Source organism: Paracoccaceae bacterium Fryx2, from assembly GCA_032334235.1.
Lineage (GTDB): Bacteria > Pseudomonadota > Alphaproteobacteria > Rhodobacterales > Rhodobacteraceae > JAVSGI01.
In genome coordinates this window covers 594876-619039 of the sequence record JAVSGI010000005.1, presented here as the reverse complement: position 1 = coordinate 619039, position 24164 = coordinate 594876, and the positions used below count along the sequence as shown (strand labels likewise).

23 protein-coding genes and 1 tRNA gene are annotated in these 24164 nt (G+C 69.0%); 10 read left to right on the top strand and 14 right to left on the bottom strand.

The window, feature by feature from the left end; translation table 11 throughout:
* Positions 1-8 precede the first annotated feature (8 nt).
* From RNZ50_12185 to RNZ50_12155, 7 genes are all read left to right on the top strand, one after another.
* The gene (locus tag RNZ50_12185; protein MDT8855760.1) at positions 9-2045 is read left to right on the top strand and encodes an ASKHA domain-containing protein; all 2037 of its coding nucleotides are present in this window, start codon (positions 9-11) and stop codon (positions 2043-2045) included.
* Between the two features lie 68 nt (positions 2046-2113).
* Entirely contained in the window at positions 2114-2653 is a 540-nt protein-coding gene (locus RNZ50_12180; protein ID MDT8855759.1) for a sigma-70 family RNA polymerase sigma factor, read from the top strand.
* A complete protein-coding gene (locus tag RNZ50_12175; GenBank protein ID MDT8855758.1) occupies positions 2650-3315 on the top strand; it encodes an anti-sigma factor in 666 nt (221 codons plus the stop codon). Before RNZ50_12180 ends, RNZ50_12175 begins: the two co-directional genes overlap by 4 nt.
* A 101-nt stretch (positions 3316-3416) precedes the next feature.
* Positions 3417-3968, top strand: a complete 552-nt coding sequence (locus RNZ50_12170) for a fasciclin domain-containing protein (protein MDT8855757.1) — start codon at positions 3417-3419, stop codon at positions 3966-3968.
* Positions 3969-4150: 182 nt separating this feature from the next.
* Positions 4151-4224, top strand: a tRNA-Gly gene (locus RNZ50_12165).
* Positions 4225-4342: 118 nt separating this feature from the next.
* Complete coding sequence (locus RNZ50_12160; GenBank protein ID MDT8855756.1) at positions 4343-5338, top strand: ChuX/HutX family heme-like substrate-binding protein; 996 nt, start codon at positions 4343-4345, stop codon at positions 5336-5338.
* A 65-nt stretch (positions 5339-5403) separates the two neighbouring features.
* On the top strand, positions 5404-5754 hold the full coding sequence (locus RNZ50_12155) for a RidA family protein (protein MDT8855755.1): 351 nt from the start codon (positions 5404-5406) through the stop codon (positions 5752-5754).
* Between the two features lie 91 nt (positions 5755-5845).
* Here RNZ50_12155 and pgi read toward each other — a convergent pair whose 3' ends face one another.
* The 3 genes from pgi to zwf are packed head-to-tail and all read right to left on the bottom strand — an operon-like array spanning position 5846 to position 9602.
* Positions 5846-7474: a glucose-6-phosphate isomerase gene (gene pgi / locus RNZ50_12150; GenBank protein MDT8855754.1), complete on the bottom strand. Its 1629-nt coding sequence runs from the start codon at positions 7472-7474 to the stop codon at positions 5846-5848.
* Between the two features lie 5 nt (positions 7475-7479).
* The gene (pgl, locus tag RNZ50_12145) at positions 7480-8151 is read right to left on the bottom strand and encodes a 6-phosphogluconolactonase (protein MDT8855753.1); all 672 of its coding nucleotides are present in this window, start codon (positions 8149-8151) and stop codon (positions 7480-7482) included.
* A complete protein-coding gene (zwf, locus tag RNZ50_12140; GenBank protein ID MDT8855752.1) occupies positions 8148-9602 on the bottom strand; it encodes a glucose-6-phosphate dehydrogenase in 1455 nt (484 codons plus the stop codon). Before zwf ends, pgl begins: the two co-directional genes overlap by 4 nt.
* A gap of 258 nt (positions 9603-9860) precedes the next feature.
* On the opposite strand from zwf, the gene RNZ50_12135 reads away from it, so the two are divergent.
* A complete protein-coding gene (locus RNZ50_12135; GenBank protein ID MDT8855751.1) occupies positions 9861-11411 on the top strand; it encodes an AAA family ATPase in 1551 nt (516 codons plus the stop codon).
* Between the two features lie 109 nt (positions 11412-11520).
* Here the strand turns inward: RNZ50_12135 and RNZ50_12130 are convergent, their stop codons facing one another.
* Positions 11521-11919, bottom strand: a complete 399-nt coding sequence (locus tag RNZ50_12130) for a cytochrome c (protein MDT8855750.1) — start codon at positions 11917-11919, stop codon at positions 11521-11523.
* Positions 11920-12206: 287 nt separating this feature from the next.
* Here RNZ50_12130 and RNZ50_12125 point away from each other — a divergent pair, with 287 nt between their 5' ends.
* A complete protein-coding gene (locus RNZ50_12125) occupies positions 12207-12542 on the top strand; it encodes a phasin family protein (GenBank protein MDT8855749.1) in 336 nt (111 codons plus the stop codon).
* A 27-nt stretch (positions 12543-12569) separates the two neighbouring features.
* Here the strand turns inward: RNZ50_12125 and RNZ50_12120 are convergent, their stop codons facing one another.
* The 9 genes from RNZ50_12120 to RNZ50_12080 form a co-directional block, all read right to left on the bottom strand.
* A complete protein-coding gene (locus RNZ50_12120; protein ID MDT8855748.1) occupies positions 12570-13784 on the bottom strand; it encodes an HlyD family efflux transporter periplasmic adaptor subunit in 1215 nt (404 codons plus the stop codon).
* Between the two features lie 4 nt (positions 13785-13788).
* Positions 13789-16146, bottom strand: coding sequence for an FtsX-like permease family protein (locus RNZ50_12115; protein ID MDT8855747.1), 2358 nt, complete (start codon positions 16144-16146; stop codon positions 13789-13791).
* Positions 16147-16151: 5 nt separating this feature from the next.
* Entirely contained in the window at positions 16152-16919 is a 768-nt protein-coding gene (locus tag RNZ50_12110; protein ID MDT8855746.1) for an ABC transporter ATP-binding protein, read from the bottom strand.
* A 310-nt stretch (positions 16920-17229) separates the two neighbouring features.
* Positions 17230-18891 carry a putative transporter gene (locus RNZ50_12105; GenBank protein ID MDT8855745.1) on the bottom strand — a complete coding sequence of 554 codons (1662 nt, stop codon included), beginning with the start codon at positions 18889-18891 and terminating at the stop codon, positions 17230-17232.
* Positions 18892-19281: 390 nt separating this feature from the next.
* On the bottom strand, positions 19282-19560 hold the full coding sequence (locus tag RNZ50_12100) for a hypothetical protein (protein ID MDT8855744.1): 279 nt from the start codon (positions 19558-19560) through the stop codon (positions 19282-19284).
* A 96-nt stretch (positions 19561-19656) separates the two neighbouring features.
* Positions 19657-20091, bottom strand: coding sequence for a PA2169 family four-helix-bundle protein (locus RNZ50_12095; protein MDT8855743.1), 435 nt, complete (start codon positions 20089-20091; stop codon positions 19657-19659).
* Between the two features lie 211 nt (positions 20092-20302).
* A complete protein-coding gene (locus RNZ50_12090) occupies positions 20303-22009 on the bottom strand; it encodes a histidine kinase dimerization/phosphoacceptor domain -containing protein (protein ID MDT8855742.1) in 1707 nt (568 codons plus the stop codon).
* 50 nt (positions 22010-22059) lie between these two features.
* Positions 22060-22626, bottom strand: a complete 567-nt coding sequence (locus RNZ50_12085) for an RNA polymerase sigma factor (protein MDT8855741.1) — start codon at positions 22624-22626, stop codon at positions 22060-22062.
* The gene (locus tag RNZ50_12080; GenBank protein ID MDT8855740.1) at positions 22623-22802 is read right to left on the bottom strand and encodes a NepR family anti-sigma factor; all 180 of its coding nucleotides are present in this window, start codon (positions 22800-22802) and stop codon (positions 22623-22625) included. Before RNZ50_12080 ends, RNZ50_12085 begins: the two co-directional genes overlap by 4 nt.
* A 98-nt stretch (positions 22803-22900) precedes the next feature.
* Between RNZ50_12080 and RNZ50_12075 the strand changes: the two genes are divergently transcribed.
* Positions 22901-23698: a response regulator gene (locus RNZ50_12075; GenBank protein ID MDT8855739.1), complete on the top strand. Its 798-nt coding sequence runs from the start codon at positions 22901-22903 to the stop codon at positions 23696-23698.
* A 106-nt stretch (positions 23699-23804) separates the two neighbouring features.
* On the opposite strand, the gene RNZ50_12070 is transcribed toward RNZ50_12075, so the two are convergent.
* Complete coding sequence (locus RNZ50_12070) at positions 23805-24161, bottom strand: hypothetical protein (GenBank protein MDT8855738.1); 357 nt, start codon at positions 24159-24161, stop codon at positions 23805-23807.
* Positions 24162-24164 lie beyond the last annotated feature (3 nt).

Genomic DNA, 24164 nt, shown 5'->3' with positions numbered 1-24164 from the left:
AGGTTGCCATGACGGACGATGCGCTGGTCATTTTCACCCCCTCGGGAAAGCGCGGGCGGTTTGCGCTTGGCACGCCGGTGCTGACGGCGGCGCGGCAGCTTGGGGTCGATCTCGACTCGGTCTGCGGCGGGCGCGGCATCTGTTCGCGCTGCCAGATCACGCCGGGCTATGGCGCCTTTTCCAAGCATGGCGTCACGGTCGGGCCTGATGCGCTGTCGGAATGGAACGCGGTCGAGGCGCGCTACAAGTCGATCCGCGGGCTGATCGACGGGCGGCGGCTTGGGTGTCAGGCAAGGGTGCAGGGCGACGTGGTGATCGACGTGCCGCCCGAAAGCCAGGTCCACAAGCAGGTGATCCGCAAGTCCGCCACCCAGCGCGACATGGTGATGGACCCCGCGACCCGGCTGCTTTACGTCGAGGTCGCCGAACCCGACATGCACGAGCCTTCGGGCGATTTCGAACGGCTGTCGCAGGCCCTGCGCGACCAGTGGCAGGTGGCGGATGTCGAGGCCGACCTTGCCATCCTGCGCCGCCTGCAACCTGCGCTGCGCAAGGGCGCATGGTCGGTGACGGTGGCGCTGCATCAGGGCCACCACGACCCGCGCCCGCGCATCCTCGACCTCTGGCCGGGGTTTCATGACGGGCATCTTTACGGGCTGGCGGTCGATCTGGGGTCCACCACCATCGCGGCGCATCTGTGCGACCTGCGCGACGGGGCAGTGCTGGCCTCGGCCGGGGTGATGAACCCGCAGATCCGCTTTGGCGAGGATCTGATGAGCCGCGTGAGCTATGCCATGATGAACCCCGGCGGCGACGTGGAGATGACCCGGGCGGTGCGCGCGAGCCTTGACGGGCTGGCCGTCAGCATCGCGGCCGAAGCGGGCATCGACGCGGCGGCGATCTACGAGATCGTGTTCGTCTGCAACCCGGTGATGCACCACCTGCTCCTGGGCATCGACCCGGTGGAACTTGGTCAGGCGCCGTTCGCGCTGGCGACCTCGGGCAGCCTGTCGCTCGATGCCCGCGATCTGGACCTTGCGTCGGTGAACCGGGCGGCGCGGGTCTACATATTGCCATGCATCGCCGGGCATGTCGGGGCCGACTGTGCCGCCGTGGCGCTGTCGGAAGAACCCGACAAGTCGAAGGACATGGTGCTGATCGTCGATGTCGGCACCAATGCCGAGATCCTGCTGGGGTCGGAGGAAAAGGTGCTGGCCTGTTCCTCGCCCACCGGCCCGGCCTTCGAGGGGGCGCAGATCAGCTCCGGCCAGCGCGCCGCCCCCGGCACCATCGAGCGGGTGGAAATCGACCCCGTGACCAAGATCGCCCGCTTCCGCGTCATCGGGTCGGACCTGTGGTCCACAGACGAAGGGTTTGCCGAAGCCACGTCTGGCAGCGGAATCACCGGCATCTGCGGGTCCGGCATCATCGAGGCGGTGGCCGAGATGCGCATGGCCGGGCTGGTCGATGCCTCGGGGCTGATCGGGTCGGCCGAACAGACCGGCACCGAACGGTGCGAGCCCACGGGGCGGACCCATGCCTACCTGCTGCACGACGCGACCCCCGCAGGCGGGCCGCGCATCATGGTCACGCAAGGCGACATCCGCGCCATCCAGCTTGCCAAGTCGGCGCTCTACGCCGGCGCGCGGCTGCTGATGGACGAGATCGGGATCGACCGCGTCGACCGGATCGTCCTCGCCGGGGCATTCGGCGCGCATATCAGCCCGAAACACGCGATGGTGCTGGGAATGATCCCGGATGCGCCGCTGGATCATGTGACCTCGGCGGGCAATGCGGCGGGCACGGGCGCGCGGATTGCGCTCTGTTCGGTGGCGGCGCGGCGGGCGATCGAGGAAACGGTGAAGCAGATCCACAAGGTCGAAACCGCGCTGGCCCCGCGCTTTCAGGAACATTTCGTCAATGCCAACGCGATACCCCATGCCACCGACCCGTTCCCCGAACTGCTGGCCACGCTGAGCTTGCCCGATGTCAGCTTCAACCCGCACGGCACCGGCGGCGAGGGCGGCCGCAGGCGGCGGCGCTAGGGCTTGCGGCCCCCCTGCCCCCGGCCTGGCATGTGATCACAGGCGCAAGGAAAAGACCGATCCCACCGATGGATGACGACCCGCTGGCCTCCCTGCTGACCCGCATCGCCGTGCAGGACCGTGCCGCGTTCCGGGCGTTCTATGCTGCGGGTTCCGCGAAACTGTTCGGCACGCTGCTGCGTATCCTTGGCAACAAGGCAGAGGCAGAGGATGCGTTGCAGGAAGTGTTCACCCGGATCTGGCTGCGTGCCGCCCGCTACGACCCCGAAAAGGGCCGGGCGATGACCTGGGCGATTGCCGTGGCGCGCAACCATGCCATCGACCGGCTGCGCGCCCGCCCCGCGCCGGAAGACGGTGGCGACGAGATCGACGCCATGCCCGATGCCCGCCCCGGCGCGCTGGCGGGCCTGATCGCGCGCGGCGAGGCGCAGCGGGTGGTGACCTGCATGGGCCAGCTTGAACCCGACCGGGCCGAGGCAGTGCGCGGCGCCTACCTTTCGGGCCTCAGCTATCAGCAACTGGCCGAACGCTTCGACGTGCCGCTGAACACCATGCGCACGTGGCTGCGCCGCAGCCTGCTGCGGCTGAAGGAGTGTCTGGAGTCATGACCGACGCGCGCGACCCCTCCGACGATCCGCAGGACCCCGGCCTGCTGGCAGCCGAGTATGTGCTGGGCGTGCTGCCGCATGACGCCCGCCTGCAGGCCGAGATCCGCGCCAAGCGCGACCCGGCCTTTGCCGCGCTGGTCGCGGGCTGGGAGGAACGGCTGGCCGGTCTGAACGACGGTTTCCCCGAAGTGCCCGCCCCCGAGATTCTGCCGCGGATCGAGGCGCGGCTGTTCGGGGCATCGGTGGCGCGCCGCCGCTTCTGGCCGCGCTTCATCGGCGGGCTGGCGGCGGGGGCGGGGATCGGTCTGGCGGTGGTGCTGGTTACGCCGACCTTCCAGCCGGAACCGGCGCTGGTCGCCACCCTGTCAGGCGAGGCCCAGACCCTGACCTTTGACGCGCGCATCACCGGCGGCGCGCTGACCCTGACCCGCACCACAGGCCCCGGCCCGATCTCGGGGCGCGACTACGAGCTGTGGCTGATTGCGGGCGAGGCCGCGCCGCGGTCGCTGGGGGTGATCGGGGCCGAGGGGCTGAGCCTCGCGTTGCCCGAGGCTTCGGCCCCCGGCATGGTGCTGGCCGTCACGCTGGAACCGGCGGGCGGCTCGCCCACCGGCACGCCGACCGGGCCGGTGCTGGTGACGGGCATCCTCACCTCGGGGTAACATGGCCGTGAGCGCGGCGGTGGGCTGAAACTTCCCGCCCGAAACCCCCGTAACTCCGACTGTGCGGCGGGGAATGGCCCTGCCGGAACCGGAGAACCGCCATGACCATGACCCGTATCGCCACCCTGTCCGCCACGCTTGCCCTGCTGGGCACCGCTGCCTTCGCCGCAAACCCGATGGTCGGCGGCGCGGCGATGTATGAAGACAAGACCATTGTCGAAAACGCGGTGAACTCGGCCGACCACACCACGCTGGTCGCCGCCGTGCAGGCCGCCGGTCTGGCGGAAACGCTGTCCGGGGAAGGCCCCTTCACCGTCTTCGCGCCGACCAACGCCGCCTTCGCCAAGCTGCCCGCAGGCACCGTGGAAACCCTGCTGAAGCCGGAAAACAAGGATCAGCTGACGAAGATCCTGACCTGCCATGTGGTTGCGGCCAATGCGCTGTCGGATGCCATTTCCAAGATGGTCGCCGATGACGCGGGGATGCATCCGGTCAAGACCGTGGGCGGCTGCGAGTTCACCGCGATGGAGAAGGACGGCGTCATCATGATCAAGGACGGCATGGGCAACGTGGCCAACGTCACCATCGCAGACGTGAAACAGTCGAACGGCGTGATCCACGTCATCGACACCGTGCTTCTGCCCGCCATGTGATCCGCGCGCGGCGGGGGGCTCCACCGCGCCGCACGCGTGTCATGGTCGGGCCGGGCCCTGTCCCCACAGCCGGTCCGACCGGGGGTCGCCGCAAGGCGGCCCCCTTCTCTTGCGCGCAATTGCTCTTGCCCCAGCGAAACAGGCAGGTTAAATGACGGATATCGCAGGCGCTGGCCGCCTTGGCGGGTGTAGCTCAATGGCAGAGCAGAAGCTTCCCAAGCTTACGACGAGGGTTCGATTCCCTTCACCCGCTCCAATCCTTCACCAGACCCCGAACTGATGCGGCATCCGGCCGGGTGCCCCGCCGTGGCTTGCGCGGCGACGCGCCTGCGGCTACCCCGGAGCAAGACCGACCCCGGGAAAGGACCGCGCCGATGACCCCTGAAGAGATCCGCCGTGCCCGTGCCAAGGCGCACCGCCCCCGCGCCCGTGATTTCGCGGTCAGCCACGGCATCCCCGAGGCCGCGCTGCTGGCGGCGCATGTCGGCCCGCTGATCACCCGGATCGACGCCGCCCCCGACCGGCTGATGCCGCTGGTGGCGGCACTGGGGCAGGCGCTGGCGCTGACGCGCAACGAGTCCTGCGTGCAGGAGCGTACCGGGCAGTATCCCGACTGCCGGATCGGGCAGGATGCCGGGACGGTGACGGGAGCCGAAGTCAGTCTGCGCCTGTTTCCGGCGCATTGGCGGCATGGATTTGCCGTGGTGGAACCGAATGCGCGCGGGACCAAGCGCAGCCTCCAGGTGTTCGACGCCGCGGGCGAGGCGGTCCACAAGGTGCATCTGACGCCGGAAAGCGACGTGGCGGCGTTCGACGCGCTGGTGGCGGCGCTGCGCCTGCCCGATCAGGGCGACGGGTTCAGCGCCGAAGCTTCGGTGGCCGTGATGCCCGGGGCCGCCCCCGATGCTGCCCGGATGCTGCGCGACGGCTGGAAGGACGCCACGGCGCAGGACTTCGACTCCCTGCTGGCCGGGCTGGGGCTGACGCGCCCTGCGGCCTACCGGCTTGCCGGGCCCGGACTGGCGCGGCCGCTGGACCCCGCGGCCGTGACGCAGGTGCTGAGTGCGGTGGCCGCCGACGGGATCACGGTGCAGATCGCCAGCGGCAATGCCGGCTGCCTCCAGATATTCGAGGGGCGGGTGGCCAACATCGTGCCGACCGGGCCCTGGATCAACGTGCTCGACCCGCTGTTCAACCTGCACCTGCGCACCGACCATCTGGCCGGGGTCTGGCTGGTGGACCGCCCCGACCGGAACGGCCCGTCGCCGGCCATCGAAGGCTTCGACGCGGCGGGCGCGGCGGTGGTGCGGATTTCGGCGGCGGGGCCGGAGTGGCAGGCGCTGGCCGGTGCCTTGCCGGGGCTGGCCTGAGCCCCCCTTTCCCCTGCCCCGTCAAGGCGCTAGGACAGGGCATCGCATCCCGAAGGAGTTTCCCCATGACCCAGATCACCCGCATCGGCACCGGCGCCCGCATGAGCGACGCCGTGATTTACAACGGCACCGTCTATCTGTCGGGCCAGGTCGGCACGCCCGACACCTCGGTCACCGAGCAGACCCGCGCCTGCCTGGCCGAGGTCGAGCGCCTGCTGGCGGAGGCGGGGACCGACAAGACCCGCATCCTGTCGGCGCAGATCTGGCTGGCGGACATCAAGACGTTCGGCGAGATGAACGCGGTCTGGGATGCCTGGGTCGCCCCCGGCCACACCCCGGCGCGTGCCACCGGCGAGGCGAAGCTGGCGGCGCCGGGCTACAAGGTCGAGGTGATCGTGGTGGCGGCGCTCGCCTGACCCGCAAGCAGCCCGCCTGCCCCCGGCCATCGAGGCCGGGGGCAGGCGGCGGTGCCCTGCGGTCCCGCGCGCCCGTCCTGAAAAGGTCGGATCAGGCGGAAGCGGTCAGGTAGTCGAGCAGCATCTGCGTCGAGCCGTCCTTGCCCGCCGCGGATGCCTGGCCTTCGAGGATCGGCAACAGCGCGACCGCCAGTTCCTTGCCCAGTTCCACCCCCCACTGGTCGAAGGAGTTCAGCCCGAGGATAACGCCCTCGACGAACACCCGGTGTTCGTAGAGCGCGATGATCCGGCCCAGCACGGCGGGCGTCAGTTTCGGATAGAGCAGCGTGGTCGACGGCCGGTTGCCGGGGAACACGCGGTGCCGCGCCTGCCGGTCGCACTCGGCCCCGTTCAGGCCCCTGGCCGCCATCAGTTCGGTGGCCTCGGCCAGAGAGCGGCCGCGCAGCAGCGCCTCGGATTGCGCAAGACAGTTGGCGATCAGCAGGCGGTGCTGGTGTGCAAGATCGGGCTCGTGCCCCTCGCGCGCCAGCAGGAACTCGCAGGGCACGGGGCGGGTGCCCTGGTGGATCAGCTGATAGAAGGCGTGCTGGCCGTTGGTGCCCGGCTCGCCCCAGACCACCGGGCCGGAATGCCGCGCAAGATCGCGGCCATCCATGCCGACGCGCTTGCCGTTCGATTCCATCTCAAGCTGTTGCAGATAGGCGGGCAGGCGCGACAGGCGCTGGTCGTAGGGCAGCACGGCGCGGGTGGCATGGCCGCAGATCTGGTTGTGCCAGAGGCCGACCAGCGCCAGCAGCACCGGCAGGTTCTGCCCGAACGGCGCGCTGCGGAAATGCGCGTCGATCTCGGCCCCGCCGCGCAGGAAGTCGTCGAACGCATCCGGCCCGATTGCGATCATCAGCGACAGCCCGACCGGCCCCCAGACCGAATAGCGCCCGCCGACCCAGTCGCCGAAGCCGAACACCCGTTCGGGCGGGATGCCGAAGGCGGCGGTCTTGTCGGCGGCGGTCGAGACGGCGGCGAACTGGGCCGCGGGGTCGCCCACCCGGCCCGCCATCCAGGACCGGGCGGTCGCCGCATTGGTCATGGTCTCGATGGTGGTGAAGGTCTTGGAGGCGACGAGGACCAGCGTGGTTTCCGGATTCAGCCCGCGCAACACGTCATGGACATGCGCGCCATCGACATTCGAGACGAAATGGCAGCGCGGCCCGTCGCCGTAGGGTGCCAGCGCAGTAACGGCCATCGCCGGCCCAAGATCGGAGCCGCCGATGCCGATGTTGACGACATCGCTGATCGCCCCGCCCTGCCCGACCACCCTGCCCTCGCGGACATCGGCGGCGAAGGTCTGCATCCTTGCGTGGGTGGTGCGAACCTCGGGCATCACGTCCTGGCCGTCGACCACGACCGACGCGTCAAGGTTGCGCAGCGCGGTGTGGAGGACCGAGCGGCCTTCGGTCTGGTTGATCTTCGCGCCGGCGAACATCGCCTCGCGGTGGCTTGCAACCCCGGCGCCTTCTGCCAGTTGCACAAGCAGGTCAAGGGTTTCGGCGTCGATGTTCGTCTTTGAAAAATCGAACAGCAAGTCATCCAGCCGCGCTGAAAACGCCTGTGCGCGGCCGGGGTCGGCGAACAGGTCGAGGATCGGGCGTTCCTTCACCGCGTCGTGCCGCGCCGCCAGCGCCGCCCAGACCGCATCGCCGTCGCCTGAAACCGTCGTCATGCCCGTCACTCCGCCCAATGCACCGTTGCGTTTGCCAGCACCGCTTTCACCGGAGCGTCGAGCGGCGTCAACCCCTGAGCGCGTTCCAGTGCCGCGCGTTTGCCGGGCCCGGTGATCAGGATGTGGGTGATCATCGCATCGCGCAGCACCGGGGCGGTCAGGGTGACGCGGGGCTCGCCCGCGCCTTCGGCGCGCATCGCCATCAGGGTCGGGGCATTGCCCGCCAGCGCCTCGGCCAGCCGGTCGGCGCCGGGAAAGAGGCTCGCGGTGTGCATGTCTTCCCCCATGCCCAGCAGCAGCACCGAGATCGGAAGATGGGGCGCCAGACCCTGCGCCAGCGCGTCAAGGCTTTCCTCGGGCGTGGCGGCATCGGTCCGCAGCGGGATGAGCTGCGCCGCCCGGGCATGGCCGCGCAGCAGGCGGTCGCGCAGCATCCGGGTATTCGATCGCGGGCTGTCCTCGGGCACCCAGCGTTCGTCGCCAAGGAACACCGCGACATTGCCCCAGTCGAGATCGACTCCCGACAGGGTGTCGAAGATCGGCCCCGGCGTGGTGCCGCCCGGCACGCAGAAACTCGCCCGGCCGTCGCGGCGCAGAAAATCGCCAAGCTGGCCCGCGATGGTATCGGCCAGCGCCAGCATCATCAGTTCGCGGTCGGGATATTCGAGAAAGGTCATTCGCGGATCTCGCGCCAGCGCCGCCCGTCACGGTGCAGCAGCATCAACGCATCTTCCGGCCCCGAGGTTCCGGGGTCGTAGGTGTGCGGCCGGTCGCCGCGGGATTCCCATCCGGCGATGACGGGGTCTGTCCAGGCCCAGGCGGCCTCGACCTCGTCGCCGCGCATGAACAGCGTCTGGTTGCCGCGCACCACATCCATGATCAGCCGCTCGTAAGCGTCGGGGATGTCGGCCCCGTCCTCGCCCAGCGCCTCGGCGAAGGACATGTCGAGCGGCACCTGCACCAGCCGCATTCCGCCCGGCCCCGGTTCCTTGATCATGACCTTCAGGTTCATGCCCTCGTTGGGTTGCAGCCGGATCACCAGCACGTTTTCGCGCCAGCCTTCGGCATCGTCGAAGATCGAATGCGGCGGCTCGCGGAAGGTGATGACGATTTCCGATTCGCGCGCCCGCAGGCGCTTGCCGGTGCGCAGGTAGAAGGGCGTGCCCTTCCAGCGCCAGTTGGAGATCGACAGCTTCAGCGCGATGTAGCTTTCGGTCCGGCTGGAGGGGTTTTCGCTGTGCTCGATATACCCCGCCTGCCCGCCCCCGGCGAGATACTGGCCGCGCACGATGTCCTCTGGGCGCACCGCGTCCAGCGCCCGGATCACCTTCAGCTTTTCGTCGCGAACCGCGTTGGGGTCGAAGTGATAGGGCGGCTCCATCGCGATCAGGCACAGAAGCTGCATCATGTGGTTCTGCACCATGTCGCGCATTGCGCCCGACTTGTCATAATAGGCGCCGCGCCCGTCCACCCCCACGGTTTCGGCCACGGTGATCTGGACGTGATCGACGTATTCCGATTTCCACAGCGGCTCGAACAGGATGTTGGCAAAGCGCACCGCCATCAGGTTCTGCACGGTTTCCTTGCCGAGGTAATGGTCGATCCGGTAGATCTGATCCTCGCGGAAATGCTGGGCCAGCACGCCGTTCAGCGCCCGCGCCGAGGCCAGGTCGCGCCCGAACGGCTTTTCCACCACGATCCGGCTTTCGCCATGCGCGATGCCATGCGCGTGCAGCCGTTCCGCCAGATCGCCGAACAGGCTGGGGGCCACCGAGAAATAGAACACATGCACCATGCCCTCGCGCAGCAGGGCCTTCAGCGTGGCCCAGCCACCCTCGCCCGTGGCGTCGATGGCGACATACTGGATGCGGTCGAGGAAGGCCGCGATCAGCGCATCATCGTGCTTGTCGGCCTTGACGTATTGGTGGATCGAGGCGCGCACCTGATCGCGGAACGCCGCACTGTCAAGCTCGCTGCGCGCGGCGCCGATGATGGTGCAGTCGTCGGTCATCTGGCCGGCCCGGTAACGGCGGTAGAGGCCGGGAAGGATCTTGCGCTGCGCAAGATCGCCGGTGCCCCCGAAGATGACCAGATCGAAGGGATCGACCGGGATGACGCGCGAAACCATGGCTCTCTCTCCGCACTTGCATCCCGCAGGATGATGTTAGCGCTAACGAAGAGCGTTCTAACCCCTCAGTCGCGCCAAGTCTAGCACCCTATCGGCGCCGCAGAAACCCGGTCCGGCAGGGCGGAGGGTTGACGGGGCGCGGCGGCCCGAAAGCCCCTTGCCGGGGTTTTTTCGTCGCAGCGCCGAAAAGACCATGTCGCGCCGGGGTCGCCGGGGCCAGAATGGGCTGCGTCACCCCAGCAAGCGGAGCCGTCAGCCATGCAGCCCCAAGCCCCCGACACCCAGTCCGAGGTGACCGCCTTTCTGCAGTCGGCGGCCGCGTGGCCGGGCGGCGCGCCGGTCAGCCACATCGAAACCCATGGCGCGCATGTCTTTCTGAGTGGCACCGATGCGATCAAGATCAAGCGGGCGGTGCGCTATGATTACATGGACCTTTCCACGCTGGCCCGGCGCGAGGCGATGCTGCGGCGCGAACTGGCGCTGAACCGCGACGCGGCACCGATGATCTACCGCGACGTGGTGGCGATCACCCGCGACAAGGGCGGTCGGCTGGGCATTGCGGGCGAAGGCGAGGCGGTCGAATGGGCGTTGCGGATGCACCGCTTTCCGGCCGAGTGCGAGTTGACCGCGATTGCCGAACGGGGCGGGCTGACCGATGCCATCGTGGCCGACCTGGGCCGGGTGATCGCCGCCTATCATGCGCAGGCACCAAAGCGCGACCTACCGGGGGATCGGTTGATCGAGGACATTCTTGCCGAACTGGCGCGGGTGTTCGCCGGTTTCGGGGCGGAGGTGGGGGAAGGGGCGATTGCGGCCTTCCTCGACGCGGCGCGCGGGTCGCTGGAGACGCTGCGCCCGACGCTGCGCGCCCGCACCGGCGCCGGTGACGTGCGACGGGTGCATGGCGATCTGCACCTGCGCAACATCGTGCTGCTGGACGGCCAGCCCGTGCTGTTCGATGCGCTGGAGTTCGACGAAACGCTGGGCACCTGCGACGTGCTGTATGATCTGGCGTTTCTCGTGATGGACCTGTGGCACCGCGACCTGCGTGCGCAGGCCAACGGGGTGCTGTCGGCCTGGCTGCTGCACGCGGGGGGCAGGCAGGATGCGGGGCTTGTCACCCTGCCGCTGTTTCTGGCGGTGCGGGCGGCGATCCGGGCGATGGTGACGCTGCAGACCGACCGCGCCACCCAAGCCGCAGGCACCGGCACGCCCGAGGCCCGCCGCTATCTGGCCGAGGCTGTCGCCGCCCTGGCGCCTGCCCGGCCCTGCCTGATTGCCATCGGCGGGGTGTCGGGCACCGGCAAGACCGTGCTGGCACGCGGGGTCGCCCCGCTGGCCGGCGCCTGCCCCGGGGCTGTCCACCTGCGCAGCGATACCCTGCGCAAGGCCGGGGATGCAGCGCCGCAGTATGACCCCGGGGCCCGCGCGGCGGTCTATGCGGCGATGCTGGCGCGCGCCCGCACGATCCTGTCGGCGCGGCAGAGCGTGGTGCTGGATGCCACCTTCCTTGACCCCGAACAGCGCGCGGCGGCCCGCAGCCTTGCGCAGTCCCTCGGCCTGCCGTTTCATGGCCTGTGGCTGGCGGCACCCGAGGCCACGCTGCTGGCGCGGGTCGGGGCGCGCCAGGGCGATGCGTCCGACGCCGATGCCCCGGTGGTGCGCGCACAACTGGCAGGGCAACCCGCCGCGCCCGACTGGACGCAGATCGACGCCAGCCGCACCCCCGAGGCCACCGCCGCCGCCGCCCGGGCCGCGCTTGCCGCAGTCCTGCCCGGCGCGGTCGTCACCACCGACGCCCTGGACTGATTGCCCGAAGGCGTCCCGGCCCGGCGGGCTGCCGGACCGGCCCGGCGGGCAGGAGCCGCGGCGCGTTCGGTCAGGGGGCCCGGCCCGGGTGGTCAGCCCGGCCGGGGGGTCACTTCTGCACGCTTTCCAGCCAGGCGACCAGATCGACGACCGGCTGGCTGGTGATGATCGGCATTCCGTCGGGGGCCTTCATCGCCGCAAAGATGCCTTCGAAGAACGGGCCATAGACCGGCATCGGGCTGCCGTGCGCCACCAGCGGTTCGCGCCCGTCGATCCGCATCACCACCCGCACCGTCGGGAAGACCCCGTTGTTCCGCTCGGTCAGCGCGGTCAGGTCGGGGGGTTGAAGCGTCAGCGTCGGTGCCATCGGGCCGTTGCCCTGCCCCGCCTCGCCATGGCAGCTTGCACAATGCCGCAGATACAGATCCCGCCCCTTGTCGGCATCCTGTGCCGCGGTCTGCCCTGCCAGCAGCCCCGCCGCCACGACCAATCCTGATATTCTCCGCATCTCGCCCCCCCGATCCGCCTGGCCGAACCCAACGGCCCGACCGGCCCTTGCCAGGCCCAAGCTTACGCCCGGTCCGCGCCCGCGCCAATGCATTCAGTATCGCAGGCAAATGTGCCGCAAGGCTTGCCGCCCTGATGCAGATGGCGCGCATGGCCGTGCGGACCACTCTGCCCTGACGTGCGCCGTTTGATCCTGATCAACCCTTTCGGGTGGCGCACGGGCTAGACTGCGCCCGCACCCGTCCGCGATCAGGAGAAAAGCCGTATCCGCCAACAAGGAGAAAACCGATGCTTGACGAGGCAGCTTCACGCCGGACCGCCATCCCGGCCCCCGACCATGCACTCTCGCTGAAGTTCATGGCGCCGATCGGAGAGATGAACGCCGAATGGCTTGACGGCCTGACGCAGATCGGCTGCGAAATCACCAGCTTTGCCGCCGACCGCATCCGCGAGGACACAGCGGCCGGGCAGGCCCTTCTGCATTGCCGATCGCCGGCACAGGTCTGGCAGATCCAGGCCCAATACCTGCTGCGCGCCCTTGATCAGTATGCGGCCAGAACCGGAAAACTGGTCGCGATGAATCGGGACATGGCGGCGAGGATGCACGACCGGCTGAAGGGCTGAGCATCGCGGTCGGGCGCCCTGGCCGCCCTAGCCGGCGTCGCGTTCGGCCACGCGGACACCATCCGCAAGCGCGTCGCCGGGATGCGTCACGACCAGATCGCCTTCGGTCAGCCCGCCGGTCACCGCGGCAAAGCGGGCGTTGCGCCGCCCGAGGGTCACGGGGCGCAGCCAGGCCCGGCCCTCGGCCACCACGAACACCGACCACGCCCCGCCATCGCGGAACGTGGCCGAAAGCGGCACCTGAAGCACATGGTCGCCCTGCCATTCGATGATGCGCAGGAACACCGAAAATCCGTCGCCCAGCCCCGGCCGGTCCTGCGGCGGCGAGGTCATGTCGAACAGCGCATCCACCCGCTGCTCCTCGATCCCCAGGGCCGAGACATGGGTGCGGGCGGTCGGCTCGACATGGTGCAGCAGCGCGCTCAGCGCGGGCTCGCCGCCCCAGCGTTCCACCACCGCCCCGGCACGGGCAGGCAGGCGGACGGCATCGGACGACAGCAGGTCCGCCACGATCACCAGATCGGCCGGATCTCCGACCGTGGCCAGCCGCGCCCCGGCAGCGACCGGGCGGGCGCTGATCGTGTCGACCGCCAGCACCACGCCGTCCACCGGCGCCGTCAGCGTCACGCAGCAGGCGGCGGGTCCGGCCAGCGGGCCGCCGTCGGGTTCGATCACCGCCGCCGCCGCCCGGGCCAGCGCGCCGTGCGCCATGCCGACGCGGGCACGCGCATTCTCGACTGCGGTTTCGGCAATCGCCAGATCCTGCGCGGCGTCTTCAAGCTGGGTCAGGCTGCTGACGCCGCGCGTGACCAGGGTGCGGGTGCGCTCGAACTGCGTCTGACGGTGGGTGCGTTCCTGCTCCAGCCGGGTCAGGTCGGTCTCGGCCACCTGCAGGGCCGCCTCGGCCTCCTTGATGGCGGCATCGGCCTGCATACGGCTGCGGGCGTCCAGCAGGCCGGGGGCGATGGGCTCGACCACCGCCACCACGGTCTGGCCGCGGATCACCGGGTCACCGACCGCGACCGGCGACCGGCGGGCAACGCCGGAAATCGGAGCCGCGATCTCGTAGATGTCGCGGATGCGGGTGCGGCCCTCGACATCGACGGTCACCTGCATCGGTCCGCGCGCCACCCGGTGCAGATCGACCGGCACCGGGTCGCTGCGGAACCCGACATGGATCAGCCCGCCCAGCAGCGCGGCGCCGATGGCAAGGACCAGGATGGTGCGCGGCTTCGTCGGCATCGGATCACTCCCTCGTTTTCATCACGGCCACCAGATCGAGCCTGTCGAGCCTGCGCCGCACGACCAGCGCCGACCCCAGCGCCGCGGCCAGCACCACAAGGCTCGCCACCGCAAATGTGGCAGGTTCCAGCACCAGCGGCAGGCGGTAGAGATCGCTGGAAAAGCCGCTGGTCATCGACCAGGCCAGTGCCCGCCCCAGCAGCCAGCCCGGCGGCTGGGCCAGCACGGCCAGCAGCATGGTTTCCCCGATCAGGATGTACGACACCTGCCAGCGCGAAAACCCCAGGATGCGCAGCGACGCCAGTTCGCGCGCGCGTTCCGAAAGCTGGATGCGCGCGCCGTTGTAGGCCACCCCGATGGTGATCAGCAGCGCGATGGTGACATAGACCGTCGTCATGATGGTGACGTTGCGGCTGATGGTGGCCTCGAAAGAGCGGCGGGTTTCGGTCAGCATGTTCATCGCGGCCAGTCCGGGCACCGACTTGAGGGCCAGGTGCAGGTCGTCAATCCGCGCCCCGTCCAGCGTGACGTTGGCCAGCGACAGCTGCGGCGACTGCCCGAACAGCCGGTTCAGGTCTTCCAGATCGACATAGGCGCCGAGTCCGAAATACTGGGTCACGAGGCCGGTCACCCGCATCTGGTGGGTGCCGCGCCTGCCGGTCAGGAATTCGGCCTCGACCGTGTCGCCCACCGTCAGGTGAAGCTGCGCGGCCAGCACGTCCGACAGCAGGATGCCGCCGGGCGGCGCATCCAGCGCGCGCCCGTCGCGTGCGATTACCCGGCTGAGGTCGGCGCCGGGAAACCGGCCCTCGACCGAGACGTGCTTCTCGAACCGCCCGTTGCGCAGGATCGCGGCATGGACCTGCTGGCCTTCGACCTGCCTGACCCCCGGCAGGCGCGCCACCTCGGCCAGCACCGAAAGCGGCACGTCCCGGGCAAAGACCAGAATCGCGTCCTGCCGGTTCGACTGGTAGAACGCCGCATCGACGATCTCGTCCAGCGCATCGCGCATGAACGACGCGGCCATCACCGCCGCAACCGCCAGCGAAAGGCCCAGCGCCGTCAGCGCCGACCGCCCCGGCCAGCGGGTCACGCTGCGCAGGATCATCACGGTGGGCTGCGCCAGCCGCGCCCGCGCCATCGCGATGTCGATCCAGGTCCGGCGGAACCGCGGCGGGGCCGGCGGCTGCATGGCCACGGCCGGGGCCAGGCGCGCGGCGACCAGCGCGCTCCGGGCGGCGCCCAGCGTGGTGGCGACCAGCGCAAGGCCGCCCGACGCGCCATAGACCCAGGACGGGACGCGAAAGATCAGGAACGGAAAGTCGAAGAAATCGGCATATTCCCGCGACAGGCCGCGCGCCAGCCACGTCCCGGCCAGCCAGCCGATCAGGGTGCCCGTCAGGGCGATCAGGCCCGCCAGCATCAGGTAATGGATGCAGATTTCCAGATCGGAATAGCCCAGTGCCTTCAGCAGCCCGATCTCGCTGCGCTCCAGCGCCACGATGCGGCCCATCACCATCGCGACCAGAAAGGCCGAGATGGCAAAGAACACCGGCGGCAGCACCAGTGCCATGCTGCGCAACTGCTTGATCTCGGCATCGAGAAAGCTGTTCGACAGGTGCCGGTCGCGCCCATGGGCGCCCAGCCCGCCATGGGGGGCAAGCAGATCGTCCACCGCCTCTAGCACCGGGGCAAGCCGGGTGTGCCGGTCCAGCTTCAGCGCCAGGTCGTTGAAGGCGCCCGACATGTCGAACGCCGCCGCCGCCGCATCGCGCGGCATCCACAGGATGCCGAAGCGGCGGTTGTCGGGCATCAGGGCCCCCGGCCCCACGGTATAGATGAATTCCGGCGACAACAGGGTTCCGGTGATGGTCAGCACCCGCTTCTGCCCGTTCAGGTTGGCCGCGATGCGGTCGCCGGGCAGCAGGCGGTTGGCAAGCGCGAAGGGCCGGTTGACCGCGACCTCGGCCGCGGTTTCCGGCAGGCGGCCGGTAAGCAGGATCGGCACGTTCAGCACCGGCGCGCCGGTTTCGGGCAGCGACAGCACGCGCCCGACCGCAGCCTCTGCCAGCCCCGGCACATCCAGGATGACATCGCCCGCCACCCGCGCCACGACCGTCTGCACCCCGTCGATCGCCCCGATCTCGCGCAGGAGCCCCAGCGGCGCACGGCGCGCGGCGGCAAAGACATCGGCAAAGCGGTTGCGCTCGTAATAGGCGGTTCGGGTTTCGTCCAGCGCGCGATACATCCCCAGCGAGGTCAGCAGGATCGCCACCCCGCAGGCCAGCACCAGAGCGATCGCCAGCGCCTGCGCCCAGAGCCTGCGGAAGTCGCGGATCAGCTTGCGGTCGATGGCATCCATGGCCCTCACCACACGATCTGGCCGGGGGCCAGGCGTTCGGCGTTGACCTCGACCTGCACGATCCGGCCATCCTGGAACCGGATCACCCGATGCGCCATGCGCCGGATCTCGGCGTTATGGGTGATCACCACCGTGGTGGTGCCGAAGCGGTCGTTGATCTGCTGCAGCGCCTCCAGCACCTGCACGCCGGTCTTGCTGTCCAGCGCGCCGGTGGGTTCGTCGCACAGAAGGATCTCCGGGCGCTTGGCGATGGCGCGGGCAATGGCCACCCGCTGCTGCTCGCCGCCCGACATTTCCGCTGGGAAATGGTCCATCCGCGGGCCGAGGCCCACGAGGTCCAGCGCCTCTTCCGCGGGCATCGGGTCGCGGGCGACATCGGTGACCAGCTGCACGTTCTCGCGCGCGGTCAGGCTGGGCACCAGGTTGTAGAACTGGAACACGAAGCCGACATGGTCGCGCCGGTAGCGGGTCAGCGCGCGGTCCCCCAGCGTGGTCAGCTCGGTGTCGCGGAACCACACGCGGCCTGCGGTGGCATGGTCAAGCCCGCCGAGGATGTTCAGCAGGGTCGACTTGCCGCTGCCCGAGGGGCCGAGCAGAACCGTCAGCTCGCCCGCGTAAAGCACCAGATCGACCCCGTCGAGGGCGCGCACCGTCACCTTGCCGCTGGCATAGACCTTGGTCACCCCTTCGGTCCGGAACACGACCGCGCGCGCGGCGGCGGGGGGCTGGCCGACCGGGTCGCTGTGCGCAGGGGAACGCGGATCGGGGGTCATCCTGGCCTTCCGGTTCGATGCGGCTTGCCGCGATCCTGCCCGGTTGGCGGACCGGACGTTTTGACCCAGATCAACCGCACCTCCCCTGCCGGTGCATATCTGCCATCGAAGGACGGGCTGTCCGGCCGATGTCTGCCGGGGTGCCGCAGTGCATGGTCGCAGGAATGGTAGCCCATCGGCCGCGCCGGGCAAAGCGCGCTGCGGGGCACCCGCCCGATCTTCCTTGCCGCGATGCGTGCCGGTCGCGCGGTGTTGCTGGCCGTCCGGCGGTGTTGCGCGCCGGTCGCGCGGTGCGGGGCGGCGCTGCGCCCTATGCCCCCATCAGCAGGATGATCGCCAGGATCTGGGGCGAGAGGATGCGCAGGAACATCACCAGCGGGTAAACCGCGGCATAGGCCTGCGCCGGTGCATCCGAGTCGGGGTGCGCGGCATTGGCAAAGGCAAGCGCGGGCGGGTTGGTCGTGGCGCCGGCCAGCAGCCCGCACAGGCTGAGGTAGTTCATTCCCAGCACCCGGCGCGCGAAGATGCCCACGCTCAGCAGCGGGATCAGGGTGATCGCCACGCCATAGCCCATCCAGACCACGCCGCCATCCAGCAGTGTCGCCACGAAGGTCGCGCCGGACTGGAACCCGACCACGGCCAGGAACAGCACGATCCCCAGTTCGCGAAGGGCCAGATTGGCGCTGGGCGGCATGAACCAGTGCAGCCGCCCCAGACTGCCCAGACGCGCCAGCAGGATCGCCACGATCAGCGGCCCGCCCGCCAGCCCCAGCCGCAGCGGCGCCGGGATGCCCGGCAGCACGATCGGCAGCGACCCCAGCAGCACGCCAAGGCAGATCCCGATGAAGATCGGCAGCATCTGCACCTGGTTGAGCCGGGACGGCACGTTGCCGACCCGCACCGCAAGCCGCTCGATCTCCTCCCGGGGGCCGACGATGTTGAGGATGTCGCCGAACTGCAGCACGGCGGCGGGGCGCGCCACCAGCTCGACCCCGGCGCGGTGCAGCCGCGAGATCACCACGCTGCCCTGCGACTGCGCCATGAGATCCGAGATCCGCCTGCCCAGGATTGCGTCGCTGGTGACCACCACGCGTTCCGACCGGAAGCCGGTGCCCCGGGTGGACAGCGAGTCCGCCACCTCTTGCCCGATCAGCCGCACCGCGCGCTGCAAGGCTGCCGGATCGGACCCGACCAGATGCAGCACGTCGCCCATCGCAAGGCGCACCCCGGGGCCCGGCACCCGCAGCACGCCCCCCGACTTGAGCCGCGAGCAGATCACCGTGTCGCCGACAAGCCCGGCCAGATCGGCGCAGGTCATGCCGTCGAGAACGGCATTGCAGACAGCCGCATTGGCCGCCAGCAACCCGCCATGCCCGCCCTCGTCCGCCACCCTTTCCGCCGCCGCCTCGGCCTCGATCCGGATGCCGAACCCGACCCGGATCAGCCACATCGACAGAAGGATGCCCACGATCCCGAAGGGATAGGCCATGGCATATCCCAGCGCCAGCGTGCCGGTGCTGGCGGCCGACTGACCAAGCTCGGCCATGATCTGCTGCCCGGCGGCAAGCGACGGCGTATTGGTCACGGCTCCCGAGTAGACCCCCAGCAGGATTTCCGGCGCGACCCCGAGGCCGAAATGCAGCGCCAGCGTGGTCAGCGCGCCCATCAGCACGATCGCGGCGGCAAGGGCGTTGAGCCTGAACCCGACCCGGCGCAGCGAGGCAAAGAATCCCGGTCCGACCTGATTGCCGATCGCATAGACAAACAGGATCAGCCCGAATTCCTTGATGAACCGCAGCGCCTCGTGATCGACCGCCCAGCCGCCGCGGTGGACGACATGCCCGACCAGGATGCCGCCGAACAGCACGCCGCCGATCCCCAGCCCCACCCCCCTGAAGCGCACCGCGCCGATCAGCAGGCCGAGGATGGCGATGACCGACAGCAGGAAGATGGAAAAGCCGATATCGCTCACGGGACCACTCGCTTGTCCGAAGGCCCGATGTCGGGTCGGCATCGGCCTGCGGAGAGTCGGTCCTAGCGGACCGGACCCGGGGCCGGCAATGCCCGGCGGCCGGAATCCGCCGCAGTGCGGCAAATTCGGTCTTCGGGGCGCGGATTTGCCCCGGTGCGGGCAGCGCCTTGCCTGTGGCGGCGCTGGCGGGTGCTGCCCGGCCGGCCACGCGCCGCAGGCCGTGACCCGCGCGCGCGGCCCGGCGCGCGGCCGTCCGCGATGCGGGCAGAGGGCGGCTCCGGCCGGATGCACAGGCCGGGGCGCGCCGGTGCCCACGAAAAACCCCGCGCGATGGGCATCGCGCGGGGTTGCCGCAAGGCTCTGGCGCCGGGTTGCGGCGCGGTGCCGCTGTTACTGGACCGGGTTCCGCACCGGATCCTGCGCGGGCTGTTGTGCCGGGTTGACCGCCGGAGCCATGGATGGATTCGGGGCCGGAGTCGGGGCCGAACTCATGGACGGGGCCGTAGTCGGGGCGGGATTCGGGGCCGGATGCTGCGGCTGCCCGCCTTCGGCTTCGCGCCTGTGCTTTGCAAGGCGTTCGGCGGACTGATTGGACTCGCGGAAACCGTAGTAGGTGATGCTGCCCAGAAGACCGAAGATTATCAGGGCGATGAGGATTTCGATGAACATTCTGCTCTCCCATGGATGACGGTGGTGGTGAGGGGAAACGGGGAAGGAAACCGGGCCGTGCCGTCGGACCGACCCGGTGGTTGTGCCCTCGGGCGGTTATCCGGCCTGACCGAATGCCTGAAGGTTCGCGATCCGCTCGTTCAGCGCGTTGCGCTGGGATTCGAGAACCTGACGCAGGGTCTGCCCCGCGCCGACCCTGGCGATCAGGTCGTCATAGGATTCGATGATGCGCCGCTCGCCGTCGATCAGGCCAGGCACAACATCGTGATCCAGACCCGAGAAGACCGACCGGATGTTCAGGATGGCCTTGTGCACGACGGCCAGCGCCGAGGTGTCGTCGTCTGCGGCAAGCCCGAGCGCCCGCATCTCGGCCTTCAGGCCAATGATGTGATCGGCGTGGGTGCTGCGCAGTGTCTCGAACATGGCCTTCATGTCCGGCGTCTTGGCAAGTTCGGCGCCCTCGCGGTAGCCGTCTTCGGCATCGACCACCTGGGTCAGAAGTTTCGCCATGTCGTCTTCGATGTCTGCCATCAGAGTCGTCTCCATCTTGCATGGCCCGGGGCGTGCATTCGGCCCGGGATCGCCGACAAAACGCAGGCAGGCACGAAAAGTTCCCTGGTCCAAGGGGGGCGGAGGGCTTGCCCGGCAGGCGTTCGCCGGTGCCACGCTGCCCCGGTGGTGCCGTGCCCCGGCGCAGCCAGAGCGCCCCGACCCCGGGCCTGGCGGTGCGGCCGGGCCGGGGTCAGCCGTCGGTGAAGCGGTCTTCGCCTTCGGTCAGCGACCGCAGCGGAAAATCGAGCGTCACGATGAACTGGCCATCGGCGCGCGTGAAGGACAGGTCGCCGCCAAGCTGCGTCGCAAAGGCGGCCAGAAGCTGCTCGCCGAGGTTGGTGCTGTCCATGTCCGGCACGGGCGTGGCGTTCGACGGCAGGTCGCGCAGGCTGTTCGACACCCGCAGGATGGCGCGCCCTTCGCCGCCGCTGCGCAGCGTCACCGAAAGCCGGATCCGGCCGTCGGCATCCTTGCCCGCATGTTTCAGCACGTTGGTCAGCGCCTCGGTCAGGATCAGCGACAGCGGCACCGCCTGGTCGGGTGTCAGCCGGATCGGGTCGAAACTGGCCGAGGTCTCGATCTGGCGGTCGGGGGCGCTGCCCATCCGCAACACCTGCGCCACGATGGTGGACAGCAGCTCGTCCGCGCTGACATCGGTAAGGCCGCTGGTCTGGTAAAGCTCGCGGTGCACGGTCGCAAGGCTCATCACCCGGTCGTGCAGACCCTTCACCAGCAGCTTGGCCTCGGGGCTAAACGCCTTGCGCATCTGGATATTCATTATGGATGCAATGAGTTGCAGGTTGTTCTTCACGCGGTGATGCACCTCGCGCAGCAGCACCTCTTTCTGGTGGATGGTGTCTTCCAGCCTCGCCTCGTCATGCAGCACGCTTTCGACCAGACGTTCATAGGCATCGCCCACGTCCCGCAGTTCGTTGGGGGCATGGAGCATTGACGGCGGCTTCACCATCCGGTTGCCGTCGGCAAAGGCCGTGATCGACCGGCGCAGGGCGCGGATGTGGCGCATTGTCTGCCGTTCGGCCGCGAGCCAGGCCACCAGCAGGCTGGCCAGCCACATCGCGGCCGGAAAGGCCCAGAGCGGCACCAGCCCGTCAAAGGTCATGGTCTGCGAGGTGATCGGCGCCCAGGAACTGAGAACGTAAAGCACCTCCGGCACGATCGGCACCACGGCGAACAGGCGATCGGCCCCGCTGCCGATGGTGCCGTTGAAGATCAGCGGCACCCCGCCCGTCAGCGAGGCCAGCGGCCGGCCGACCGGCAGGCGCGTCTCCACCGTGGCAAGATCGAGCGTCGTGGTCAGCGGCACGCCTTCGCCGTTGAACGTCACCAGATCCAGCGGCAGATGATCGATGCCCCTGCCGCCGCCGGCGATCGGCTGCATCTCCTGATGCGGCATCGACAGCGACAGGAAGCCAAGCAGACCTCCGGCCGGGTCGCGGACCGGGTTGGTGACCAACAGCACCGATACCCCGCTCATCGGTCCGCGCGGGTTGACGGTCATCGTCTCTTTCGGGTCGGCCAGAAGCGCCTTGAAGCGCGGGCTTTCCGAAAAATCGGCCGACCCGCCGTTTGAGGTGCAGGTCATCCGGCCTTCGGTGTCGATGAACCCGGCAAAGCTCAGGTTCTTCTCTGCCGCAAGAAGCTGTCGCATCGCGTCGCCACAGCGAACCGGGTCGCCCAGCACGTCGGGCAGCCGCATCGCCAGCGCCGAGGCGAGCCCGCGGGTCCGCGTGATCGCCTCGACCCGGGGTGCCGCGGCCCGCAGCGTTTCACCGAACAGCGCCGCCCGCGCGCGCGCCTGCGCCTCGCCCTCGACCGCGCTGGCCTGAAAATACGCAACCACCGCCAGCGGCGTCAGCGCCACCCCCACGGCAACCATCAATCTGAACCCGAGGCGCCCGAGCAGCGGCCCGCGCGGCGCATCCGGCGTCATGCCAACGACAGCCCCGAGCGAAGCACCACCGCAAAAGTCGCGCCATCGGCCCGCGCCTGATCGTCATCCGTGCCGGACATGCCCAGCAATTCGCACAGCCGCGACCGTGCCCGGTTCGCGCGGCTTTTCACCGTCCCGGTGGCCACGCCCATCATGTCGGCCGCCTCGGCATAGGAATAGCCATTCGCCCCGACCAGGATCAGCACCTCGCGGTGCTCGGGCGACAGGACGTTGAAGGCCTTGAGAAACTCGCTGAAGGCAATGCGCGAGTCGTGATCCGGCTTGACGCTGAGCGTGGCCGCGTGCAGCCCGTCGGGATCGGGCACCTCGCGGCGGACCTTGCGGCGGTCGGAAAAGAACGTGTTGCGCAGAATGGTGAAGAGCCAGGCCCTGAGGTCGGTTCCGGCCGTGAACCTGTCGATCTTGCTCCAGGCCTTGACGATGGTATCCTGTACCAGATCGTCTGCAGCAGTCGGATTGCGCGTCAGGGAAATTGCGAATGCCCGCAGGGCCGGAATGTGGATAACGATTTCGTCCCGCGGATCGGCGCCGGAGGCGCTCACGGCTTGCCCTCCTTTTCCCGCAATTGCGCGAGCAGGGCGCGAAACCGTTCGGGCACCTCTTCGTTGAGCGTTGCGGCATAGACGCGCTTGAGGTTCGCGTCTATTTCCTTCGCCAATGCCGAGCGCGCCGGTCTCGATCCCTGCGATTCTTCATCGCGCTTTATCTTCTTTGTCATGTCACCCGACATTTTCTACCTTGCGCACTTTGTCTTGGAACCAAACGCGACGCCAGAGAGTTTGTTCCACGGGAATGTCAAAAAACCGGAGCCTGCCCATGCACACGTCCAAAGCTGCCGCGATCCGCGCCGCCCTGCCCTACCTGCGCCGCTACGGCCGCGCCCTGACCGGCAGCCAGGACAGCGGTGACAGGTATGCGGCGGCCACGCTCGAGGCGATCCTGCACGACGAGCAGGCGCTTGATGCCGATGTTTCCCCCAAGGTCGCGCTGTTTCGCGCCTTTCACCTGGTGTGGCAAAGCGTCGGCGCACCCCTGGGCGACCCCGACAACCGTCTGTCGGCCAGTGCGCAGTCGCACATGATGCACCTTACGCCGCAGTCGCGCGAGGCGCTTCTGCTGCATGTGATCGAAGGCTTCTCGCCCGACGACATCGCCGCGATCATCGACCGGACCACCGACGACGTGGGCCTCCTGATTGCCGCCGCCCTGCGCGAAATGGAAGATTCGGTCGAAGGCCGGGTGATGGTGATCGAGGATGACGCGATCATCGCGATGGACATCGTCGATATCGTCAAGGGCATCGGCCACCGCGTGACCGGAACCGCCCGCACCCGCGACGAGGCGGTCAAACTGGCGATGCGCGACCGGCCGGACCTCATCCTCGCCGACATCCATCTGGCCGACAGTTCGTCCGGCATCGACGCCGTGAACGACATCCTCGCCCGCTTTCCCGGCATTCCGGTGATCTTCATCACCGCCTTCCCCGAGCGTTTCCTGTCGGGCGAACGGCCCGAACCGGCCTTCCTGATCACCAAGCCCTTCACCGAGGATCAGGTCTGCTCGGCGGTCAGCCAGGCGATGTTCTTTGCCTCCACCGAATCCCTGGTGGGCTGACGGCGCCCGCGTTTCATGCAGGAACGCCGCGCAGACAGGGTCCGCGCGGCGTTCCGTTTCAGAAGCAGGCCCGCCAGCCGGGCGTCACGCCCTGTGCGACCCGCGTTCAGGCCACCCGCGATTGCAGAAGCGGACGCACGATCTCGGCAACCGTTTCGGACGAGAACGGGCGCTGCATGATCAGTCGGCCCGGCGCCCTGCTTTCTTCGGCGGCATTGCCCATGAAGATGATCCGCGTGCCCTGTGCGGCAAGCACCGGCTCCAGCGCCGTGGCGGCAAAGCGCGCCGGATCGGCATGTACGAACGCGACCGATATCCGGTTGTCGCCGACCAGCGCCAGCGCGGCGTCGGGCGTTCTGGCCACCAGACTTGCGGCAGAGTCATCGACTTCCTCGATGCTCATCCGCAGGTCTTCGGCCACGGGGCCCATTGCCTCGACAATCAGATAGATACGCTGGAACATTGC

What these genes read in the sequence shown, in the direction of transcription:
- pgi (MDT8855754.1), bottom strand. Translation starts at nt 7,474, where the DNA reads ATGACGACGGTTTCAGGCGACGGCGATGCGGTCTGGGCGGCGCTGGCG.
- RNZ50_12160 (MDT8855756.1), top strand. Translation starts at nt 4,343, where the DNA reads ATGACCCCTGAAGAGATCCGCCGTGCCCGTGCCAAGGCGCACCGCCCC.
- RNZ50_12135 (MDT8855751.1), top strand. Translation starts at nt 9,861, where the DNA reads ATGCAGCCCCAAGCCCCCGACACCCAGTCCGAGGTGACCGCCTTTCTG.
- RNZ50_12100 (MDT8855744.1), bottom strand. Translation starts at nt 19,560, where the DNA reads ATGTTCATCGAAATCCTCATCGCCCTGATAATCTTCGGTCTTCTGGGC.
- RNZ50_12075 (MDT8855739.1), top strand. Translation starts at nt 22,901, where the DNA reads ATGCACACGTCCAAAGCTGCCGCGATCCGCGCCGCCCTGCCCTACCTG.
- pgl (MDT8855753.1), bottom strand. Translation starts at nt 8,151, where the DNA reads ATGACCTTTCTCGAATATCCCGACCGCGAACTGATGATGCTGGCGCTG.
- RNZ50_12110 (MDT8855746.1), bottom strand. Translation starts at nt 16,919, where the DNA reads ATGACCCCCGATCCGCGTTCCCCTGCGCACAGCGACCCGGTCGGCCAG.
- RNZ50_12115 (MDT8855747.1), bottom strand. Translation starts at nt 16,146, where the DNA reads ATGGATGCCATCGACCGCAAGCTGATCCGCGACTTCCGCAGGCTCTGG.
- RNZ50_12180 (MDT8855759.1), top strand. Translation starts at nt 2,114, where the DNA reads ATGGATGACGACCCGCTGGCCTCCCTGCTGACCCGCATCGCCGTGCAG.
- RNZ50_12185 (MDT8855760.1), top strand. Translation starts at nt 9, where the DNA reads ATGACGGACGATGCGCTGGTCATTTTCACCCCCTCGGGAAAGCGCGGG.
- RNZ50_12070 (MDT8855738.1), bottom strand. Translation starts at nt 24,161, where the DNA reads ATGTTCCAGCGTATCTATCTGATTGTCGAGGCAATGGGCCCCGTGGCC.
- RNZ50_12130 (MDT8855750.1), bottom strand. Translation starts at nt 11,919, where the DNA reads ATGCGGAGAATATCAGGATTGGTCGTGGCGGCGGGGCTGCTGGCAGGG.
- RNZ50_12080 (MDT8855740.1), bottom strand. Translation starts at nt 22,802, where the DNA reads ATGACAAAGAAGATAAAGCGCGATGAAGAATCGCAGGGATCGAGACCG.
- RNZ50_12095 (MDT8855743.1), bottom strand. Translation starts at nt 20,091, where the DNA reads ATGGCAGACATCGAAGACGACATGGCGAAACTTCTGACCCAGGTGGTC.
- RNZ50_12175 (MDT8855758.1), top strand. Translation starts at nt 2,650, where the DNA reads ATGACCGACGCGCGCGACCCCTCCGACGATCCGCAGGACCCCGGCCTG.
- RNZ50_12120 (MDT8855748.1), bottom strand. Translation starts at nt 13,784, where the DNA reads ATGCCGACGAAGCCGCGCACCATCCTGGTCCTTGCCATCGGCGCCGCG.
- zwf (MDT8855752.1), bottom strand. Translation starts at nt 9,602, where the DNA reads ATGGTTTCGCGCGTCATCCCGGTCGATCCCTTCGATCTGGTCATCTTC.
- RNZ50_12155 (MDT8855755.1), top strand. Translation starts at nt 5,404, where the DNA reads ATGACCCAGATCACCCGCATCGGCACCGGCGCCCGCATGAGCGACGCC.
- RNZ50_12090 (MDT8855742.1), bottom strand. Translation starts at nt 22,009, where the DNA reads ATGGTTGCCGTGGGGGTGGCGCTGACGCCGCTGGCGGTGGTTGCGTAT.
- RNZ50_12125 (MDT8855749.1), top strand. Translation starts at nt 12,207, where the DNA reads ATGCTTGACGAGGCAGCTTCACGCCGGACCGCCATCCCGGCCCCCGAC.
- RNZ50_12170 (MDT8855757.1), top strand. Translation starts at nt 3,417, where the DNA reads ATGACCATGACCCGTATCGCCACCCTGTCCGCCACGCTTGCCCTGCTG.